This is a genomic window from Alloactinosynnema sp. L-07, assembly GCF_900070365.1.
Taxonomy (GTDB): Bacteria; Actinomycetota; Actinomycetes; order Mycobacteriales; family Pseudonocardiaceae; genus Actinokineospora.
The window spans coordinates 2,183,446-2,199,199 of the sequence record NZ_LN850107.1 but is presented as its reverse complement, the minus strand read 5'-3'; the positions used below and the strand labels follow the sequence as shown (position 1 = coordinate 2,199,199).

The following is a 15,754-nucleotide window of genomic DNA, read 5'->3' as shown; positions in this document are numbered from 1 at the left end:
GCGTCACCGAAGCCATGAGCGACGGCCTGCTCATCTCCATGGAATACCCACAGCCCACCGCACTGTGCCCCGACGAACGCTCCCTCAAAAGCGCCGAACTCGTCGGCTACCTCAACAACAAAGCCAGCATCAGCACCTTCGTCGACCCCCGCTTCCAAGCCCGCCGCACCATCGTCACCCTCGACGACCTCACCGACGCCGCCCCCGCCGAAAAGTCCTGGGTCCTCAAAGCCGCCACCAACGCCGCCCACGGCGCCAGCCTCGACGTCTACCTCCACCAAGCGGGCCAACCCGTCACCCTGCCCGCCTTCGCCGACATCCTCACCGAATTCGTCATCGAGGAATACCTCCACATCCACCGCAACTGGGGCATCCAGCTCTACATCGCCGCCGACGCCCAAGCCCGCCTGCTCGCCGTCACCGAACAACGCGTCGACGCCGACGGCATCTACACCGGCGGCCGCTTCGGCCACGTCACCCCACTACCGGCCGAACTCCGCACCGAATGCCTCGCCATCGCCCAACGCGCCGCCGACGTCGGCTACCGCGGCCTCTGCAGCCTCGACTGCGCCCAAACCCGCGACGGCCAACTCGCCATGCTCGACCTGAACTTCCGCATCACCAGCGGATCCATCCCCCTGCTCGCCCTGCGCTCCATCCGACCCGACGCACTCGACCGGCCCGCCGAGTCCGTCAAACTCACCGCCGACACCCCGATCGCCACCCTCCTGGACGCACTGCGCCCAGCCCTGCGCGCGGGCGGACTCCTCGTCACCGGCGGCCACGACACCCGCCGCACCGACAACCCCATCAACCAGTCCACCCTGCACCTACTCGTCTACGGCGACGACCCCGCCGACGTCGCCACCCGCCGCGACGCCATCGAAACCACATTCGGACACTGACCTACAAGTCCGACAAGTCCGCCAACACCCGATAGGTCCGGTTGCTCGCCGCCGCCGCCCGGCGGTGGGCACCGGTGGCCTCGATGTAGTTCTGACTCGTGTTCAGACTCGCGTGCCCCAACAACGCCATGATCTCCACCGCGTTCGCCCCATCCTCAGCCAACCGGGTCGCGAACGTGTGCCGCAACGCGTGCAAATTCGCCCCCGCGGGCACCCGATCATGCATCCCCGCCGCCCGAAAACACGACTTCACCAAATAATCCAACGCGCCCCGCCCGATCGCAGCCCCATCCGAACCCACCAACAACGGCGACTCACCACCGAACCGGATCCCCGGGAACCGCCCGTCACACGACCCCACATACGACTCGATCACCCGCTCCATCGGCGCCTCGATCGGGATCGACCGCTCCTGATTGCCCTTCCCGTGCACGAACAACCGCCGCTCACCGGCCCGCCCCACCACCGACGACCGCACCAACGCCCGCATCTCCGAGGACCGCAACCCCGCGACCAACCCCAACGCCAACACCAACAGATCCCGCTCCGGCCACGGCACCCGAGCCCGCCGCGCCCCACCCGCGATCGCCGACAACAACTGCTCCGGCGTCGACTCACCCCGCAACGGCTTCGGCGACAGCGGAGCCGCCCGCGGCCGACCGATCGCCCCCATCGGATTCCCCGCACACAAACCATCAGCCACACAGAACTGAAAGAACTGATTCCACGTCGACCACGCCCGCGCCACCGAACTCTTCGCGTGCGTATCGGCGAACACCCCGAACGCCGCCCGCAACACCGGCGCCGACACCTCCGCCAACCCCAGCCCCGCCACCTGCCCCACACCCACCACATCGACCACACACGCCGACACCACCGCCAGATCCCGCCGATACGCCGCCGTCGTGTGCGGCGAATCCTTCCGCGCCTTCCGCGCGACGAAGAACGCGTCCTGAGCCTCGATCAACATCACCGTACGTATATAGCGGATCACACCGACAACTCCCCGACATCAGCCCGCCACCCGAAACCTGCACCAACCCACCACGCGCCGCGAACTCCCACTCCGCCTCCGTCGGCAACCTCGTCCACCCGCAATACGCCACCGCGTCCGCCCACGACACATGCACCACCGGATGACTCTGCCGCGCCGAGACCACCGACCCCGGCCCCTCCGGCCGCCGCCAGAACGCCCCCGACGTCGCCCGCCACCACGGCGTGCGCCCGGCAGCGGGGGAGCGGTCCGACCCGTCCAGATCGCGAACGGGCTCAACGTCACATCCCGCACCGGGCCCTCACCATCACCCGGATACCCGACCCCGTCGTCGGTCCCCATCAGGAACGCGCCACCGGCCAACCCCACCATCCGCTTCGACGGCACCGACCGCGCCACCACCACCGCACCACCCGGACCGCGTCCCGTTCCGGCGTACAGCAAGACATCCCGACTCCCTCCCCACGGTGTGGGCGCGGCACCCCGCGCCCACACCTGTGCCCACCAGCTCGCGCGGTCAGCGGCCAACTGGGCGGCCAACGCCGGGACACCCCACGCCTGCTCCTGCGCGGGCGTCGCCCCATGCAGCTTGTTCACCAACTGGAACGGGTCATTGACCAGGTCGTAGTACTCACGGAACCGCACCTGACCCGTACCCACCTCATTGCCACCGGCATCGGTGTGCACGTCGTAGTACTCGACGTACTGCTCGGTCTTGCTCACATACGACGCCCACGTGTCCTTCACCGACGCGCCCGAACCCTGCTTCCACCACTCGGTGAGGAGGTGGCCGCGACCCGCCGAAGACAGCAACGACTGCCCATCCGGCGAACCCGCCGGGGTGATCCCGGCCGCGTCGAGCACCGTCGGCGCGACATCGATGTTGGCCACGATCCGGTTGTCCACCGTGCCCGCGCCCAAGCCCGCCGCGGGCCACGACAGGTAGAACGGGACCTCGTGGGCGGGGGAGTAGGGCGTGGCCTTGCCGAGCAGACCATGGCCGGCCCAGTGGTACCCGTTGTCCGGCACGTAGATCACCAGCGTGTCCTGCAGCTGCCCGAGCGCGGCCAACTTGTCCTTGAACGCCTGCACCGCGTCGTCGACCGACAGCAGGCTGCGCAGCTGCCGACGCCGCTGCGCCTTGCCGTCGGCCAACGTGCTCGTCCCGTTCCGCACGTACTGCGGCTTGTCACTTCGGTCGGCCTCGGGCACCGACGGCCTGCCGTCCCACGCCGGGACCACCGTGTCGGCGTACTTCGCCTCGGACACGTTCGGCTCGTGCGACGCGTACGGGTCAAGATCGCGAACCACGGACGCGTGTCGGTCGTCGACTGGTCGATGAAGTTCAGGGTCCGGTCGCGCAGGACGTTGGTCGTGTACCCGCCGATCGTCCTGACGGTGCCGTTGTCGTTGTACTGGCCGTCGTGAACGTCGGCTTGAGCACCAGCCAGCTGTCGAAGCCGGGCGGGTTGTCGCTCAGCGTCCAGGAGTTGAGGTACTTGCCGAACAGGCCAGTGCGGTAGCCGCCCTGCCGCAGCTGACGCTGCAGCGTGGTGCTCTGCTCCAGGTTGTACGGATGCCCGTTGTCGCGCACCCCGTGGTTGTGGGCGTACTTCCCAGAGAAGACAGTCGCCGTGGTGGCCGATCAGGATCCGTGCCCGCGCCCAAGCCCGCCGCGGGCCACGACAGGTAGAACAGGACCTCGTGGGCGGGGGAGCAGGGCGGAGGTCGCGCGGGTCGGTGGTCGCTCGTCGGTGCGGGCCGGGCCGGTGCTCGGACAGGAACAGCGGGCCGTGCTCGCGTCCGGCGATCAGCCGGGGCAGCAGGTGGGCGGTGTCGGTGCCCCAGGTGATCCACATGGTGTCGCCGCCCTTGACGGTGACGCGGGCCTGTTTGTTGGGCAAGTCCAGGTCCTCGACATTCAGGGCGAGGACCGCGCTGGCGCGGCTGGCGGACTCGTAGAGCATCCGCCACAGCGTCTTCTCGCGCAGCGGGACGTCGCGGCGTCGGCACAGCCGGTCGATCCGGGGCCGCGACACGGCTTTGGTGTCGTCGTTGTTCTCGCGTCGCCGTTCGGCGGCCGCGGGCACCGTCGGCGCGGTCCAGTGCTGCTTGTCGGCGCACCAGGTCAGCCAGGAGCCGACGGCGGCGCGGTTGCGGTTCCAGGTCGCTGGCTTCGCCGTTCCCCACAGTGAGGTGAGCGCGTCGGCGATCTCGTCGTCGACGACCTCGGCCAGCGTCCGGTTCTGTCCGAACACTTCGGCGGTCCGATCGAGCACGCCTGTGTAGGCGCGCAGGGTGTTCGGGTTGTTCTTGATGTTCGGGGTGTTGAGGAAGGCGTCGGTGGCGGCGCGGACGGTCGGCCCACCGATATGGATCACTCCACCGGATAATGGCCTATTTTCCGGTGGGTTTGGCGGGCAGGAGGAACCGGTGAAGCGGACTAGCGGCATCACCAACTAGAGCAGAGGTCGTTTTCCGGGCAGAACATGACCCACACGCTGTTGTAGCCGGGCGACACGGTCACCGGATTCGGGTCGGGATCGCCGTTGAGAAAAGACCCCGGGTCGGGTGTGGCGGTCAGGGTGACGGTCGTTCCGCTTGGGAAGTTCGCGGAGCACGCGCCGGTTGGGGGCTGTTGTGGTGTGGTCCCGTCCGGGTTCCACGCCGACTGGTGGCAGTTGATCCCGGGCGGCCGGCTGGTCACGGTGCCGCCGCCCCATCCGTCGCTGATCCACGCATACAGCTGACCTGTCCGGGTTGGGTAGCCGGATTGAGCCCAAACGGGGGCGGCGGTGCTGAGCATGGCCGCGGTAGCCAGCGCGGAGATGATCACGATCGCGCGCCGTGGTGTGGTTCTGGTCATTGCCGTTCACCTTCCTCATTCAGAAACAGCTTGGTAACTGAAAGTGAAACCAGCGCCCGGCGAATCACTGCGCGAAGGTCACGCCTGCCGCACGGAATCGGGCGAGCATTGCCGCCATCAGCTCCTCCGGCGGAGGGCCGTGCGGCGGATCGGGCACCGCGAGCGTGGCTGCCGGCTCGCTGAACTCGTCGAAGGTCGTCTCGAGCCCTGCGGGTGTGACGAGGTAGACGAAGTGAGCTTTCGGGCTGTTGATCGTGAAGTGGTGCTGCAGCCCGCGGGGGAGGTAGACGAACTGCCCGTCGGTAGCGTGCATGGTCTGCTCGCCGACGTGGAAGGTGACGTCGCCGGTGATGACGAGCGCCGCTTCGTCCTCGTAGGTGTGGGTGTGTGGTGGGGGTTCGCTGCCGGGCCGGGCCCGCACGTCGAGAAGGGAGTAGGCGCCGCCGGTGTCCTCGGCCCGGGCGAGCCAGGTGAACAGCGCGCCCGGGTACCACCGGGACTGATCGAGCGCGCGGCCGCGCTGATAGGGCGTCGTGAGGATCGCGGTTGCTTCTTTGGTCGGCGGTGTGGTCACGGTGGCCTCCTAGGTTCGATGTTTCGTCGGAATTGACGCTAGGCACGGCCATGGTGGCTCAGGTATCCCGAAAACTTGGGGTTTGCGAACCACGACGGCAGGCGCACCATCGATTGGTGCATACCGAGCAAATCGATCGGACTCGTGACCGGATCCGGGATCTGGCCAGGACGGCGTCGCACGCCGAGGAATACCGCCAGGGCATGCTCCGCCTGGTCGGCGAGGTGGTGCCCTGGGATGGTGCAGTCCTTACGGCGCTCGACCCGGCCACGCACCTGGTGACCGCGGCGACGTTGCTCGACCTGGACAGCAGCCGGTGCGCCACGGCCATAGAGATCGAACTAGCGGAATGCGACGGCAATCTCTACACCGCTCTCGCCCGGCAGACGCCCGGCGTGGCGGTGCTGAGTCATGCAGTAGGGGGCGACATGGCGCGCAGCGCCCGGTACCGAGACCTGTACCGACCAGCCGGCCTACACGACGAGCTACGGGCCGTCGCCCGGGCAGGCGGATCCTGCTGGGGCGCCCTGTCACTGGCACGCCGGCCCGGTCACAACTTCACCGACGACGACATCGCCGCGCTGGCCACACTCGAAGGCGCGATCGCTGACGGCCTACGGGTCATGTTGCTGCGCGCCGTCGGCGCCGCCGCGAGCGATCGGCAGGCGGCGGGACCCGCAGTGATCGTGCTCGACTCGGCAGGCGAAGTGGAAAGCTGCACCGCCGAGGCGCTTGACCTTCTCGCCGGGCTGAGTTGGCGAGAGGTCGACCTGCCGGCGCTGCTCCTACCTGTGCGTAGTGCCGCAGCGCGACTCCGCCGCGGCTCGCGCGACGTCGCCGGCGTCCGGCTACACGCTGTCGACGGCAGCTGGCTGTTGTTGCATGCAGCACCACTCTGTTCAACCAACGGCACCTCGCGCACCGTGGTGACCATCGAGCCAGCGCGACCGCCCGAGGTCGTCTCCATCGTCGCGGCCGTCATCGGCCTGACCGCACGCGAGACCGAAGTGCTCGAACACCTGCTCGCCGGCCACACGAGTATCGAAATTGGCCGCAAGCTGTACCTCAGCCCGTACACCGTCAACGACCACGTCCAGCACATCTTCGACAAAGCTGGTGTGCGTAACCGCAAGGAACTCATGACCTGGCTCTTCTTCAGCCACTACTCCCAGGGCGCGTGATCTGCAGGCAGGGCAGCTCATGTTGCTCCGCGCGCGACCAGATGGCCATGCGCTACTAGTTGGGTCAGAAGAGGGTGTCGCGCACGCGCAGCGGCCGGTACCCGGTGGGGCCGAGCTGGGCGAGGTCTGCGCGTCACACACCTCCAGCCAGCACCCAAGTTCCCCAGCTCAGAAGCCTACTTGGCCATATCCGCCCGAAGTTTCTTAAGTACTACGGGGACCCCAACAGAGAGCGCTGGCGGTCGCGCCGAGGTCGATGTGAATTCGCGCGGTAAGGAATTGCCCGAATGCCATGCCTCCGAGGGGATTGGCGGCCACGGAATGCCCACAAGGCGCCGATCGACTCGTCCCACATGTCGATAAGTCATATTGATGCATAATAGACGTTATGCATGAAACATACGTTCGAGTGTGGGATGTGACCGTGGGGTAGTTCCTGGCTGCCCAGGACGCCTGCGACGCTCGCACGCCCCGTGGTGCGCACGCCTCCCGCATGTCCGGGCCGAGCCGCGGACTGATCGATCCGAGCGTCGGCGAGCGAACGCGACGTACCGAACGTGCCTATGAAGGCCCCGTTCAACCGCGTCCGAATCATCGTCAATAACGTCACCGTGACGCAATCATCCGGTGTCGGTGGACGTTATCCAGCTCGATCCGTAAGTTCGATAATCGACATTATGTTAAGTAACGAGGGTGAAGGGCGACATCGACACGATGTCGGTCTCGCATGGCAGCGGGCACCACTCCCGCGTCACGGTGAACCGATACGCCTGCCCCGGCTCGACGACCGCGGTGACGGCGGGTGGTCTGAACCTGGTTACGCGATGAGCCAACTGGAGGTGCCGAACAGGGCGGGTTCGACCGCGCGCGGCAAGGTCGGGGTGATGGTGATGTCCTCGTCGAGCTGGGTCATGTGCAGGCAGGCGAGGACGGGTCCGCAGGCCAGGACGCGCAGGGTGCGGTCGCGGCGGGCGCAGGCGCGGTAGGCGCGGGAGAGCACGGCGGTGCTGGCCCAGCTCAGGAAGGTGACCGCGGTGAGGTCGATGACGACCCGTTTGGTGTCGTCGTCGGAGGTGCAGGCGGTCATGATCTGGTCGTGCCAGGGTCCTTCGGTGGCCAGGTCGATGCGGCCGGTGGCGGCGACGGCGACGGTGCGGCCGGTGCGTTCGACGGTGAGGCGCAGTTCTCGTCTGGCTTGCTCGGCCGGTGTGCGGGTGAACTTCAATGCCACTGCGTGTCCCCGTTCCTGCTGGAGGCCGTTGCCCTACTCCCCCTTGATCCGGGTTGTCGGCGAAAGGTTGCCTCGGATCGGGAAATCTGAAACCAATTGTGCGCCCCGGTAGTGTCGGTTGGGTGAAGTCCCTGGTCACACTGCCGAAAGTCCACCTCCACGTCCATCTGGAAAGCACGGTGCGACCGGAGACGGCGCGGGAGCTGGCGGCGGCCAATGGTGTCCCCTCCCCCGCCTCTGGGCCGTTCGCGTTCCAGGGGTTTCGGGAGTTCGCGGACTTCAATTCGGGGGTGCGGGCGTGTTTGGTGCGGCCGGAGGACTTTCACCGGGTCGCGGTGGAGTTCTGCGCGGACGAGGCGGCTCAGGGCGCGCGGTACGCGGAGGCGATGTTCACTGCGGCGTCGCATGGCGAGCGGCTTGGTGAGCTGGAGATGCCGTTGGCGGCGGTGATGGCGGGCCTTGCTGAGGGCAGGCGCCGCTACGGGGTCGAGGTGGGCTTGTTCTTGGACCATTCACGGCGGCGATCGGTGGCGCGGGCGCGGCGGTCGGTGGAGTTGGCGGTGCGGTTCGGCGCGGTCGGGGTGGGTTTGGCCGGGGATGAGGGGTTCCCGGCGGCGCCGTTCGCGCAGGTGTTTGAGGAGGCGCGGGCGGCGGGGTTGCGGGTGGTGCACCACGCGGGTGAGTGCGCGGGTCCGGAGAGTGTGCGGGAGGCGTTGGCGACGGGGTCGGAGCGGTTGGGGCATGGTTTTCGGGTGTTGGAGGATCCCGAGTTGACCGCGCGGGTGCGGGAGTTGGGGGTCGCGCTGGAGGTGTGTCCGTCGTCGAATGTGGTGTTGGGGTTGGTGCCGTCGTTGGCTGAGCATCCGTTGCCGCGGTTGGTTGCCGCGGGGCTGGTGGTCACGTTGAACACCGATATCCCCAATGTCACGGGCATGACGTTGGTCGACGAGTTCGAGGTGGCGCGGTCGGTGTTCGGGTTCGGTGACGATGTGTTGGCGGGGTTCGCGGCGGCGTCGGTGCGGGCGTCGTTCGCGTCGGAGGGGCTCAAGCGGGAGTTGCTGGCGGGGGTGGCCGCGTGGTCGGCGGCGTGATCACGCGGCGACGAGCACCGCGGCGGTGGGGCGGTTGTGTTCGACCCAGCGGATCGCGGGGCCCATGGCCAGGGCCGCGCCGAGGAACAGGGCGCCGAGGGTGAGCCAGCCGAGTGGGCCCCAGGTGAGGATCATGGTGGTGAGCAGCAGCGGGCCGACCATGCGGGCCACTGCGAATCCGGAGCCGAAGAATCCTTGGTACCAGGCGGGCCGGGAGTACGGGCGGCGGCACTCGTTGATCGTGGAGGTCCTCGGGCGGGACTTCGCGGGGGTGGCGTCGCTGATCCCGTCGACCGCGGGGCTGCATGTGTGCGTGGAGAGCGACGCGCCGATGGCGGAGTTCGCAGCCCGGGCGCGGGAGCGAGGTATCGGGGTGAACACGATCGAGGGTCTGTCCGGACACCGGGGGCCGGTCGGGTTTCGCGCTCGGGTTCGGCGCGGTGCGGTTCGAGGACGTCGAGGAGGGTTTGGAGCTGCTGCGGGGCTGCCTCTAGGACAGAAGGTGTCCGGTACGGGTGCGACACTGGGTGGGTGTTGGAGACCTCGGCGCGGCTGCTGCGCCTGCTGTCGCTGCTGCAGACCAGGCGGGACTGGTCGGGCGCGGACTTGGCCGACCGGCTGGGCGTGACGGACCGGACCGTGCGCCGCGACGTCGACAAGCTGCGTTCCCTGGGGTATCCGGTGCACGCGGTCACCGGCACCGCGGGCGGCTACCGGCTCGGCGCCGGGGCGGACCTGCCGCCGCTGCTGCTCGACGACGACGAGGCCGTCGCCGTGGCGGTCGGGCTGCGCACCGCGTCCGGTGGCACGATCGCGGGTATCGAGGAGACGTCGGTGCGTGCGCTGGCGAAGTTGGAGCAGGTGCTGCCCTCGCGGCTGCGGCACCGGGTGCACGCGCTGCAGTCGATCACGGTGCCCATCCCGCACAGCGGGCCCACCGTGGACTCGGCGACGCTGACCGCGATCGCCAACGCCTGCCGCGACAACGAACGCCTGCGGTTCGACTACCGCGACCACGACGGCACCGAGAGCGTGCGGTCGGTGGAACCCCATCGGCTCGTGCACACCGGCCGCCGCTGGTACCTGGTGGCGTTCGACGTCGACCGTGACGACTGGCGCACCTTCCGCGTGGACCGGGTCAGCCCGCGCGTGCCGACCGGGCCGAGGTTCGTCCCGCGCGACCCGCCCGCCGAGGACATGGCCGCCTACACCGCCCACGGGCTGTCGAACCGCGCCTACCGCTACCAGGCGGTGATCACCCTGCACCTGTCGGCGCAGGAGGCCGCCGAGCACATCACCCCGACCTCGGGGATCCTCGAACCCGTCGACGAGCACACCTGCACGCTGCACGCAGGGGCCAACCACCTCGACGGGATCGCGGTGTGGATATCGCTGATCGGCTGCGAGTTCGACGTGCGCGAACCACCTGAGCTCATCGCGAAGCTGCGGGACATGGCCGGGCGGATCGGCCGCGCCGCCGACCGGGCGGGATGATCATCACCTGAACGCGTGGGGGCTGGTCATTCATTTGGCGGTACCGGCGTGAGAGTGTTGCACCGATGGCTACGACTCTGCCCGACACATCGTGCTCCGCGGTGTCCCGCGCGCTCAACGAACCACTCGCGGGCACCGCGGCGACCGCGACCACCTGGCTGTGCCTGGAACAACCCGGCCCGTGGGGCCGCGACGCCATGGTCGACAGCCACCTCGACCCCGCTGTCGGCGCCGAACTGGTCGCCCGCACCAAAGGCACCGGCGTGCGGGTCGTGCTGATCCGCCGCCCCGGCATGCACCCCGACCGGCACGTGCCCGGCCCCTCGAAGGTCTACCTGGCCCACACCGCCCCCGGCCGCACCCGGCTGCGGCGGGCGATGGTGACCGAGCCCAAGGACCTCCTCGACCTCGACTTCACCGCCCTCGGCGCCGGCGAGGTCGTCGGGTTCGGCGACCCGATCCCCGGTCCCCTGCTGCTGGTGTGCACCAACGGCCGCCGCGACGTGTGCTGCGCGGTGCGCGGCAGGCCCATCGCCGACGAACTGGCCTTCGACCACGGCGACACCGTGTGGGAGTGCACCCACATCGGCGGGCACCGCTTCGCCCCCACCGCGCTGCTGCTGCCCACCGGCTACTCCTACGGCGCCATCGACCCCGACTTCGCCCGCGGCCTGCTCACCGGCGACGTCGTCACCGACCGCTGCCGCGGCCGCTCCACCTGGCCGCCTGCCGCGCAGGCCGCCGAACTCGCCGTGCGCGCCCACTTCGACGTCACCGACCCCGACGCGCTCACCGTGCGACCCGACGCCGACGCCTGGCTCGTGTCCCACGCGCAGGGCCGCACCTGGCGGGTCGAGGTCACCGAACACGCCGCCCGCCCCGACCGCCCCGCCAGCTGCGGCGCGCTCCCCGGACCGGCCACCACCCACACGGTCGACCGAATCACCTGAACCCCATGAACATCAGCCGCGCGCAGGTCATGGCTTACCGGATCGCCCGACACGGCCTGCACCGCGACACCACGAACCGCGACACCACGAACCTGGCCGTCCTCGACCTCGGCGTGCAGGACGCGGGCAACGGCTCCCCACAGGTGGCGCTCGCCGCCCGCGTCCCCGCCGACACCCCACTCGACGACGACGCGCTCACCACCGTGTGGACTTTCCGCGGCGCCCCCCACCTGATGCGCCGCGCCGACGTCGCCGATCTGGCCGCCCGCCTGTGGCCACGCGGTGAGACCGACGCCATCGCCCGCCTCGGTGGAGCCGGGACGGTGTTCAAGAAGGCGGGCGTGTCCGGTATGTCCGCCTTCAGCGACGCGGCGCACGCCATGCACGACGTCGTCCACACCGAGCTGCCCAGGGGCGAGGTCAGCACCGAGGTCACCCGGCGGCTGCCACCGGACGACTCCTATGACTGCCGCACCTGCCAGGCCACCCACATCTACGGCAGCCTCTTCCAGCTCGTCGGCCTAGCCGCGGGGATCGAGGTCGACGGCCGGGCCCGGCCCACCCTGCTTCGCCCGCTCCCCCACCGCCATCCCGTGCCCGACGCGGGCAGCGGCGCCGCGCCCGTCATCGAGACCTACCTGCGCCTGCACGGCCCCGCCACCACCGCCGACGCCGCCGCGTTCCTGGAGACCACCAAGAAAGAGGCCGCCGCCATGTGGCCGTCGGGGCTGGCCGAGATCACCGTGGACGGCCGCGCCACATCCCTGCCCGAGTCCGAAGTGGACACCCTGCGCGCCGCGCCCGACCCGGACCTCGTGCGGCTGCTGCCGCCACTGGACCCGTTCCTGCAGGGCCGCGACCGCGACCTGCTCGTCCCCGACGCCGCCCACCGCAAAGCCCTGTGGCGCGTCATCGGCAACCCCGGCGCCGTCCTCGCGGGCGGGGAGATCGTCGGCACCTGGCGGGCGAAGGCCTCAGGCCGCAAACTCGCCATCACGGTCGAACCGTTCACCAAACTCACCCGCGCCACCACCCGCGCCGCCAAAGCAGAGTCGCAGCGTGTCGCGGCCGCGCGCGGGTTCGCCGAGGCCACATTCGCTGTCACCGACAGCTGAACGGCACGCCCAGACCCGCCCGCGCGCCGGACATGGGCTGCGACCCATGTCCGGCAACGCGACTTCCGGGGAGGCGGACCAGCTACTTCACCTACCGGATGGTCCTTGCGGCCACTGCGGCGGAGTGATCGACTGCGTCCGCTCCGAATCCAGTTGCTGCGGTTGGGCCTGCTGCGGCATCCCGGGCGGCAGGTTCGCGGGCATCGCCGGCTGCCCGGGAGTCTGCACACCTTGCTGCACTGGCGCCGCGGGCGGCAGCGCCTGCACCGCCGCGGGCGACACCGGAGCCACTGGGCTCGACGCGCCGGGCGGTGCGACTTCTTTGCGCGCCACCGCCTCGGCCGCGGCGACCGCCTCGGCGATGCGCGGGTCGGTGGAGGTGTCGAACCAGTCGGCGACCGAGGCGTCCTCGTCCTCCGGGCGGGCCAGGCCCTGCTCCGGCGCGGGCGGCTCGTAGCGGAACACACCGTCCTCGCCGGGCGCCCCCAGCATCCGCGCGAAGCCCTCCAGGGACTTGCCGAACTCGGTGGGGATCATCCACACCTTGTTCGCGTCACCCTGCGCCAGCTGCGGCAGGGTCTGCAGGTACTGGTAGGCCAGCACCTCCGGGGTCGGGCGCCCGGCCTTGATCGCGGCGAACACCTTCTCGATCGCCTTGGCCTGACCCTGCGCCTGCAGGTAACGCGCGGCCCGCTCACCCTGGGCCTTGAGGATGCGCGACTGCCGGTCGGCCTCGGCGGCCATGATCGTGGCCTGCTTGGCGCCCTCGGCCGACAGGATCTGGCTCTGCTTCTGGCCCTCAGCGGTCTTGATCGCCGCCTCCCGCTGACCCTCCGCGGTGAGGATGATCGCGCGCTTCTCCCGGTCGGCGCGCATCTGCTTCTCCATCGAGTCCTGGATGGACGGCGGCGGGTCGATCGCCTTCAGCTCCACCCGCGCCACCCGGATACCCCAGCGGCCGGTCTCCTCGTCGAGCACCCCACGCAGCTGCCCGTTGATCTGGTCACGCGAGGTCAGCGTCTCCTCCAGCGACATGCCACCGACGACGTTGCGCAGCGTCGTGATCGTCAGCTGCTCCACCGCCACGATGTAGTTCGCGATCTCATACACCGCGCGCCGCGAGTCAGTGACCTGGAAATAGATGACGGTGTCGATCGACACCGTCAGGTTGTCCTGGGTGATCACCGGCTGCGGCGGGAACGACACCACCTGCTCGCGCAGGTCGATCCGGGCCCGCACCCGGTCCAGGAACGGCACCAGGAAATTCAGCCCCGGCTCGGCCACCCCCTTGAACCGGCCCAGCCGCTCGATCACCGCCGACTGGGCCTGCGGGATCACCAGGATCGACTTGACCACGATCGTGAGCACGAACAGCACCACGACAGCGGCGACGATGACAGTCGCGCTCACCATTCCTCCAAAATTGTCCACACCTAGAGTCGCTCGGACATGACCACCGCGGTCGCGCCGGAGATCTCCACCACGGTCACGATCGTCCCCGGCTCCAGCACTTCTGTCTCGTCGAACGCGCGCGCCGACCAGTCCGACCCGTTGAGCTTGATCCGGCCACCCGCGCTGTCCACAGTGGACGTCACGGTGGCGCGGGCGCCCGCGAGGGCGGCGACGTTGTCGCGGATGTGCTCGCCGTGCATGCGGCGCTTGAGCCACGGCCGCGCCACCGTGATCAGTCCGATCGAGACCGCGGCGAACACCGCCGAGCTGACGAACACATTGCCGAAGGCGAACTCGGCGCCCGCACCTGCCAGCGCCGCCGCGCCGATCATCAACAGGACAAAGTCACCCGAGAGAACCTCCGCCAGGATGAGGACAACGCCCGCGATCAGCCAAATCAGCGCCATGCACACATCGTGACAGAAACCCGCCGGTCACATCGCCGATCGGACCAAAAGATCGCCATCAGTTACCTGGGTCGGTGACGAAGTCGATCAACCGCTCGACCGCCCCCACCAGCGCGGGCTCCAGGTCACGGAAACCCGACACCGCAGCCCGCACCCGCCGCCACCCGTCAGCCGGTTCACCCCAGCCCAGCGCCGCACACACCCCGACCTTCCACTCCGTGCCGCGCGGCACCACCGGCCACGCCTCGATACCCACCACCGACGGCTTCACCGCCTGCCACACGTCCACGAACGGGTGCCCCGTCACCACCACGTTCGGGTCCCGCAGCCCGCCGACGATCCGCGACTCCTTGCTGCCCGCCACCAGGTGGTCGACCAACACCCCCAGGCGCCTGCCCGGGCCCGTGCCGAACTCCGCGACCCGCTCGACCAGGTGATCGATACCGTCCAACGGTTCCACCACCACACCCTCGACCCGCAGGTCATGGCCCCACACCAGCTCCACCAGCTCCGCGTCGTGGATGCCCTCCACCCAGATCCGCGACTCCCGCGCCGTGCGCGCCCGCAGACCCTCCACCCGCGTCGAGCCCGACGCCGACACCGTCTTCACCGGCGCCGCCGCCACCTTGGGCCGCACCAGCGTCACCGGGGCCCCGTCGAGCAGGAACCCCGCCGGGGTCAGCGGGAACAACCGCCGCCCACCGCGCCGGTCCTCCAACACCACATTGCCGTACTCGAAGCCGACCACCGCGCCGCAGAACCCGCTGCCCGGGTCCTCCACGACAAGACCGTTCTCGGCCGCGACCTCGGGGACCTGCTTACGGGGACGCCCGGACAGGATGTCGCCGTACTCGTGGGAACGCACGGCGAAAACCTAGCGAGACCACCCGATCGGTTGGTGCCGCCACGCCGACAGCGAGAAATCTCCGGATTCGCCCGTCGGAGTTCGGTCCCCCCGGACGACGATGGGGATGTGAGCACGCAACCGGGCGTGCGGCCCGACCCGGCGTTGGGGCTGCTCTCCCGCTACGACGAGGCACTGCCACAGGTGTACGGCTACCTGCTGGCCCGCTGCCGCGTCGCCGCACTGGCCGAGGACCTCACCGCGGAGACCTTCCTGGCCGCGGTCGCCGCCCTGCGCAAACCCGGCGCCCCCGACCTCAGCGTCGCCTGGCTCATCGGCGTCGCCCGACACAAACTCGCCGACCACTGGCGCCGCGAGGAACGCGAACGCCGCGGCCTGGCCGTGCTCGACGGCGAACCAGACCCGGTCGACGACCCATGGGACGTCCACCTCGACGCGATCATCGCCCACGACGTGCTCGCCGAACTCGGCCCACACCACCGCGCCGCGCTCACCCTGCGCTACCTCGACGGACTCCCCGTCCCCGAGGTCGCCGACTGCCTCGGCCGCACCGTCCACGCCACCGAGGCACTGCTCGTGCGCGCCAGAAGCGCGTTCCGCAAGACCTACCCGGGAAAGGAGGGCTGACC

Annotated in this window: 16 protein-coding genes and 2 pseudogenes; 7 read left to right on the top strand and 11 right to left on the bottom strand. The window is 69.5% G+C overall.

The genetic code is table 11. The features are described 5' to 3' along the window. The first annotated feature begins 14 nt into the window (after positions 1-14). Positions 15-905: a hypothetical protein gene (locus BN1701_RS09880; RefSeq protein WP_054047626.1), complete on the top strand. Its 891-nt coding sequence runs from the start codon at positions 15-17 to the stop codon at positions 903-905. 1 nt (position 906) lies between these two features. Here the strand turns inward: BN1701_RS09880 and BN1701_RS09875 are convergent, their stop codons facing one another. From BN1701_RS09875 to BN1701_RS09855, 6 genes and pseudogenes are all read right to left on the bottom strand, one after another. Beyond that, positions 907-1,875 (bottom strand): tyrosine-type recombinase/integrase, encoded by a 969-nt coding sequence (locus BN1701_RS09875; RefSeq protein WP_157367899.1) that lies wholly within the window; start codon positions 1,873-1,875, stop codon positions 907-909. Between the two features lie 127 nt (positions 1,876-2,002). After that, positions 2,003-2,065 (bottom strand): annotated as a pseudogene (locus BN1701_RS38145) (hypothetical protein); the annotation flags it as partial. 644 nt (positions 2,066-2,709) lie between these two features. Continuing rightward, a pseudogene (locus tag BN1701_RS37820) lies at positions 2,710-3,210 on the bottom strand (sulfatase-like hydrolase/transferase); the annotation flags it as partial. Positions 3,211-3,244: 34 nt separating this feature from the next. Further along, on the bottom strand, positions 3,245-3,493 hold the full coding sequence (locus BN1701_RS37815) for a hypothetical protein (protein WP_197672201.1): 249 nt from the start codon (positions 3,491-3,493) through the stop codon (positions 3,245-3,247). Between the two features lie 858 nt (positions 3,494-4,351). Beyond that, positions 4,352-4,765 carry a hypothetical protein gene (locus BN1701_RS09860; RefSeq protein ID WP_054047620.1) on the bottom strand — a complete coding sequence of 138 codons (414 nt, stop codon included), beginning with the start codon at positions 4,763-4,765 and terminating at the stop codon, positions 4,352-4,354. Between the two features lie 64 nt (positions 4,766-4,829). After that, entirely contained in the window at positions 4,830-5,339 is a 510-nt protein-coding gene (locus BN1701_RS09855) for a cupin domain-containing protein (protein ID WP_054047618.1), read from the bottom strand. Positions 5,340-5,455: 116 nt separating this feature from the next. On the opposite strand from BN1701_RS09855, the gene BN1701_RS09850 reads away from it, so the two are divergent. Continuing rightward, on the top strand, positions 5,456-6,520 hold the full coding sequence (locus BN1701_RS09850) for a LuxR C-terminal-related transcriptional regulator (protein WP_054047616.1): 1,065 nt from the start codon (positions 5,456-5,458) through the stop codon (positions 6,518-6,520). A gap of 817 nt (positions 6,521-7,337) precedes the next feature. On the opposite strand, the gene BN1701_RS09845 is transcribed toward BN1701_RS09850, so the two are convergent. Then, positions 7,338-7,751, bottom strand: coding sequence for an STAS domain-containing protein (locus tag BN1701_RS09845; protein ID WP_054047614.1), 414 nt, complete (start codon positions 7,749-7,751; stop codon positions 7,338-7,340). Between the two features lie 122 nt (positions 7,752-7,873). Here BN1701_RS09845 and add point away from each other — a divergent pair, with 122 nt between their 5' ends. Beyond that, a complete protein-coding gene (gene add, locus BN1701_RS09840; protein WP_054047612.1) occupies positions 7,874-8,842 on the top strand; it encodes an adenosine deaminase in 969 nt (322 codons plus the stop codon). Here the strand turns inward: add and BN1701_RS36815 are convergent, their stop codons facing one another. Next, on the bottom strand, positions 8,843-9,223 hold the full coding sequence (locus BN1701_RS36815) for a hypothetical protein (RefSeq protein WP_054047610.1): 381 nt from the start codon (positions 9,221-9,223) through the stop codon (positions 8,843-8,845). Positions 9,224-9,373: 150 nt separating this feature from the next. On the opposite strand from BN1701_RS36815, the gene BN1701_RS09830 reads away from it, so the two are divergent. The 3 genes from BN1701_RS09830 (at position 9,374) to BN1701_RS09820 (ending at position 12,401) form a co-directional block, all read left to right on the top strand. Next, complete coding sequence (locus tag BN1701_RS09830; protein WP_054047608.1) at positions 9,374-10,336, top strand: YafY family protein; 963 nt, start codon at positions 9,374-9,376, stop codon at positions 10,334-10,336. Positions 10,337-10,401: 65 nt separating this feature from the next. Beyond that, positions 10,402-11,286, top strand: a complete 885-nt coding sequence (locus BN1701_RS09825; RefSeq protein ID WP_054047605.1) for a sucrase ferredoxin — start codon at positions 10,402-10,404, stop codon at positions 11,284-11,286. 5 nt (positions 11,287-11,291) lie between these two features. Next, complete coding sequence (locus BN1701_RS09820; protein ID WP_054047603.1) at positions 11,292-12,401, top strand: winged helix DNA-binding domain-containing protein; 1,110 nt, start codon at positions 11,292-11,294, stop codon at positions 12,399-12,401. Positions 12,402-12,488: 87 nt separating this feature from the next. On the opposite strand, the gene BN1701_RS09815 is transcribed toward BN1701_RS09820, so the two are convergent. From BN1701_RS09815 to BN1701_RS09805, 3 genes are read right to left on the bottom strand one after another with little or no spacing between them, the layout of a single operon-like run. Next, complete coding sequence (locus tag BN1701_RS09815) at positions 12,489-13,814, bottom strand: SPFH domain-containing protein (protein ID WP_082859757.1); 1,326 nt, start codon at positions 13,812-13,814, stop codon at positions 12,489-12,491. 20 nt (positions 13,815-13,834) lie between these two features. After that, entirely contained in the window at positions 13,835-14,260 is a 426-nt protein-coding gene (locus BN1701_RS09810; protein WP_054047601.1) for an NfeD family protein, read from the bottom strand. A 58-nt stretch (positions 14,261-14,318) separates the two neighbouring features. Further along, positions 14,319-15,125: a DUF3097 domain-containing protein gene (locus tag BN1701_RS09805; RefSeq protein WP_054047598.1), complete on the bottom strand. Its 807-nt coding sequence runs from the start codon at positions 15,123-15,125 to the stop codon at positions 14,319-14,321. Positions 15,126-15,233: 108 nt separating this feature from the next. Between BN1701_RS09805 and BN1701_RS09800 the strand changes: the two genes are divergently transcribed. Continuing rightward, on the top strand, positions 15,234-15,752 hold the full coding sequence (locus tag BN1701_RS09800) for an RNA polymerase sigma factor (RefSeq protein ID WP_054047596.1): 519 nt from the start codon (positions 15,234-15,236) through the stop codon (positions 15,750-15,752). The last annotated feature ends 2 nt before the right edge of the window (positions 15,753-15,754 follow it).

Bases quoted from the DNA above. Each gene is read 5' to 3' on its own strand.
- BN1701_RS09880 (WP_054047626.1), top strand. From the start codon at position 15: ATGAGCGACGGCCTGCTCATCTCCATGGAATACCCACAGCCCACCGCA.
- BN1701_RS09875 (WP_157367899.1), bottom strand. From the start codon at position 1,875: ATGTTGATCGAGGCTCAGGACGCGTTCTTCGTCGCGCGGAAGGCGCGG.
- BN1701_RS09860 (WP_054047620.1), bottom strand. From the start codon at position 4,765: ATGACCAGAACCACACCACGGCGCGCGATCGTGATCATCTCCGCGCTG.
- BN1701_RS09825 (WP_054047605.1), top strand. From the start codon at position 10,402: ATGGCTACGACTCTGCCCGACACATCGTGCTCCGCGGTGTCCCGCGCG.
- BN1701_RS09820 (WP_054047603.1), top strand. From the start codon at position 11,292: ATGAACATCAGCCGCGCGCAGGTCATGGCTTACCGGATCGCCCGACAC.
- BN1701_RS09815 (WP_082859757.1), bottom strand. From the start codon at position 13,814: ATGGTGAGCGCGACTGTCATCGTCGCCGCTGTCGTGGTGCTGTTCGTG.
- BN1701_RS09810 (WP_054047601.1), bottom strand. From the start codon at position 14,260: ATGGCGCTGATTTGGCTGATCGCGGGCGTTGTCCTCATCCTGGCGGAG.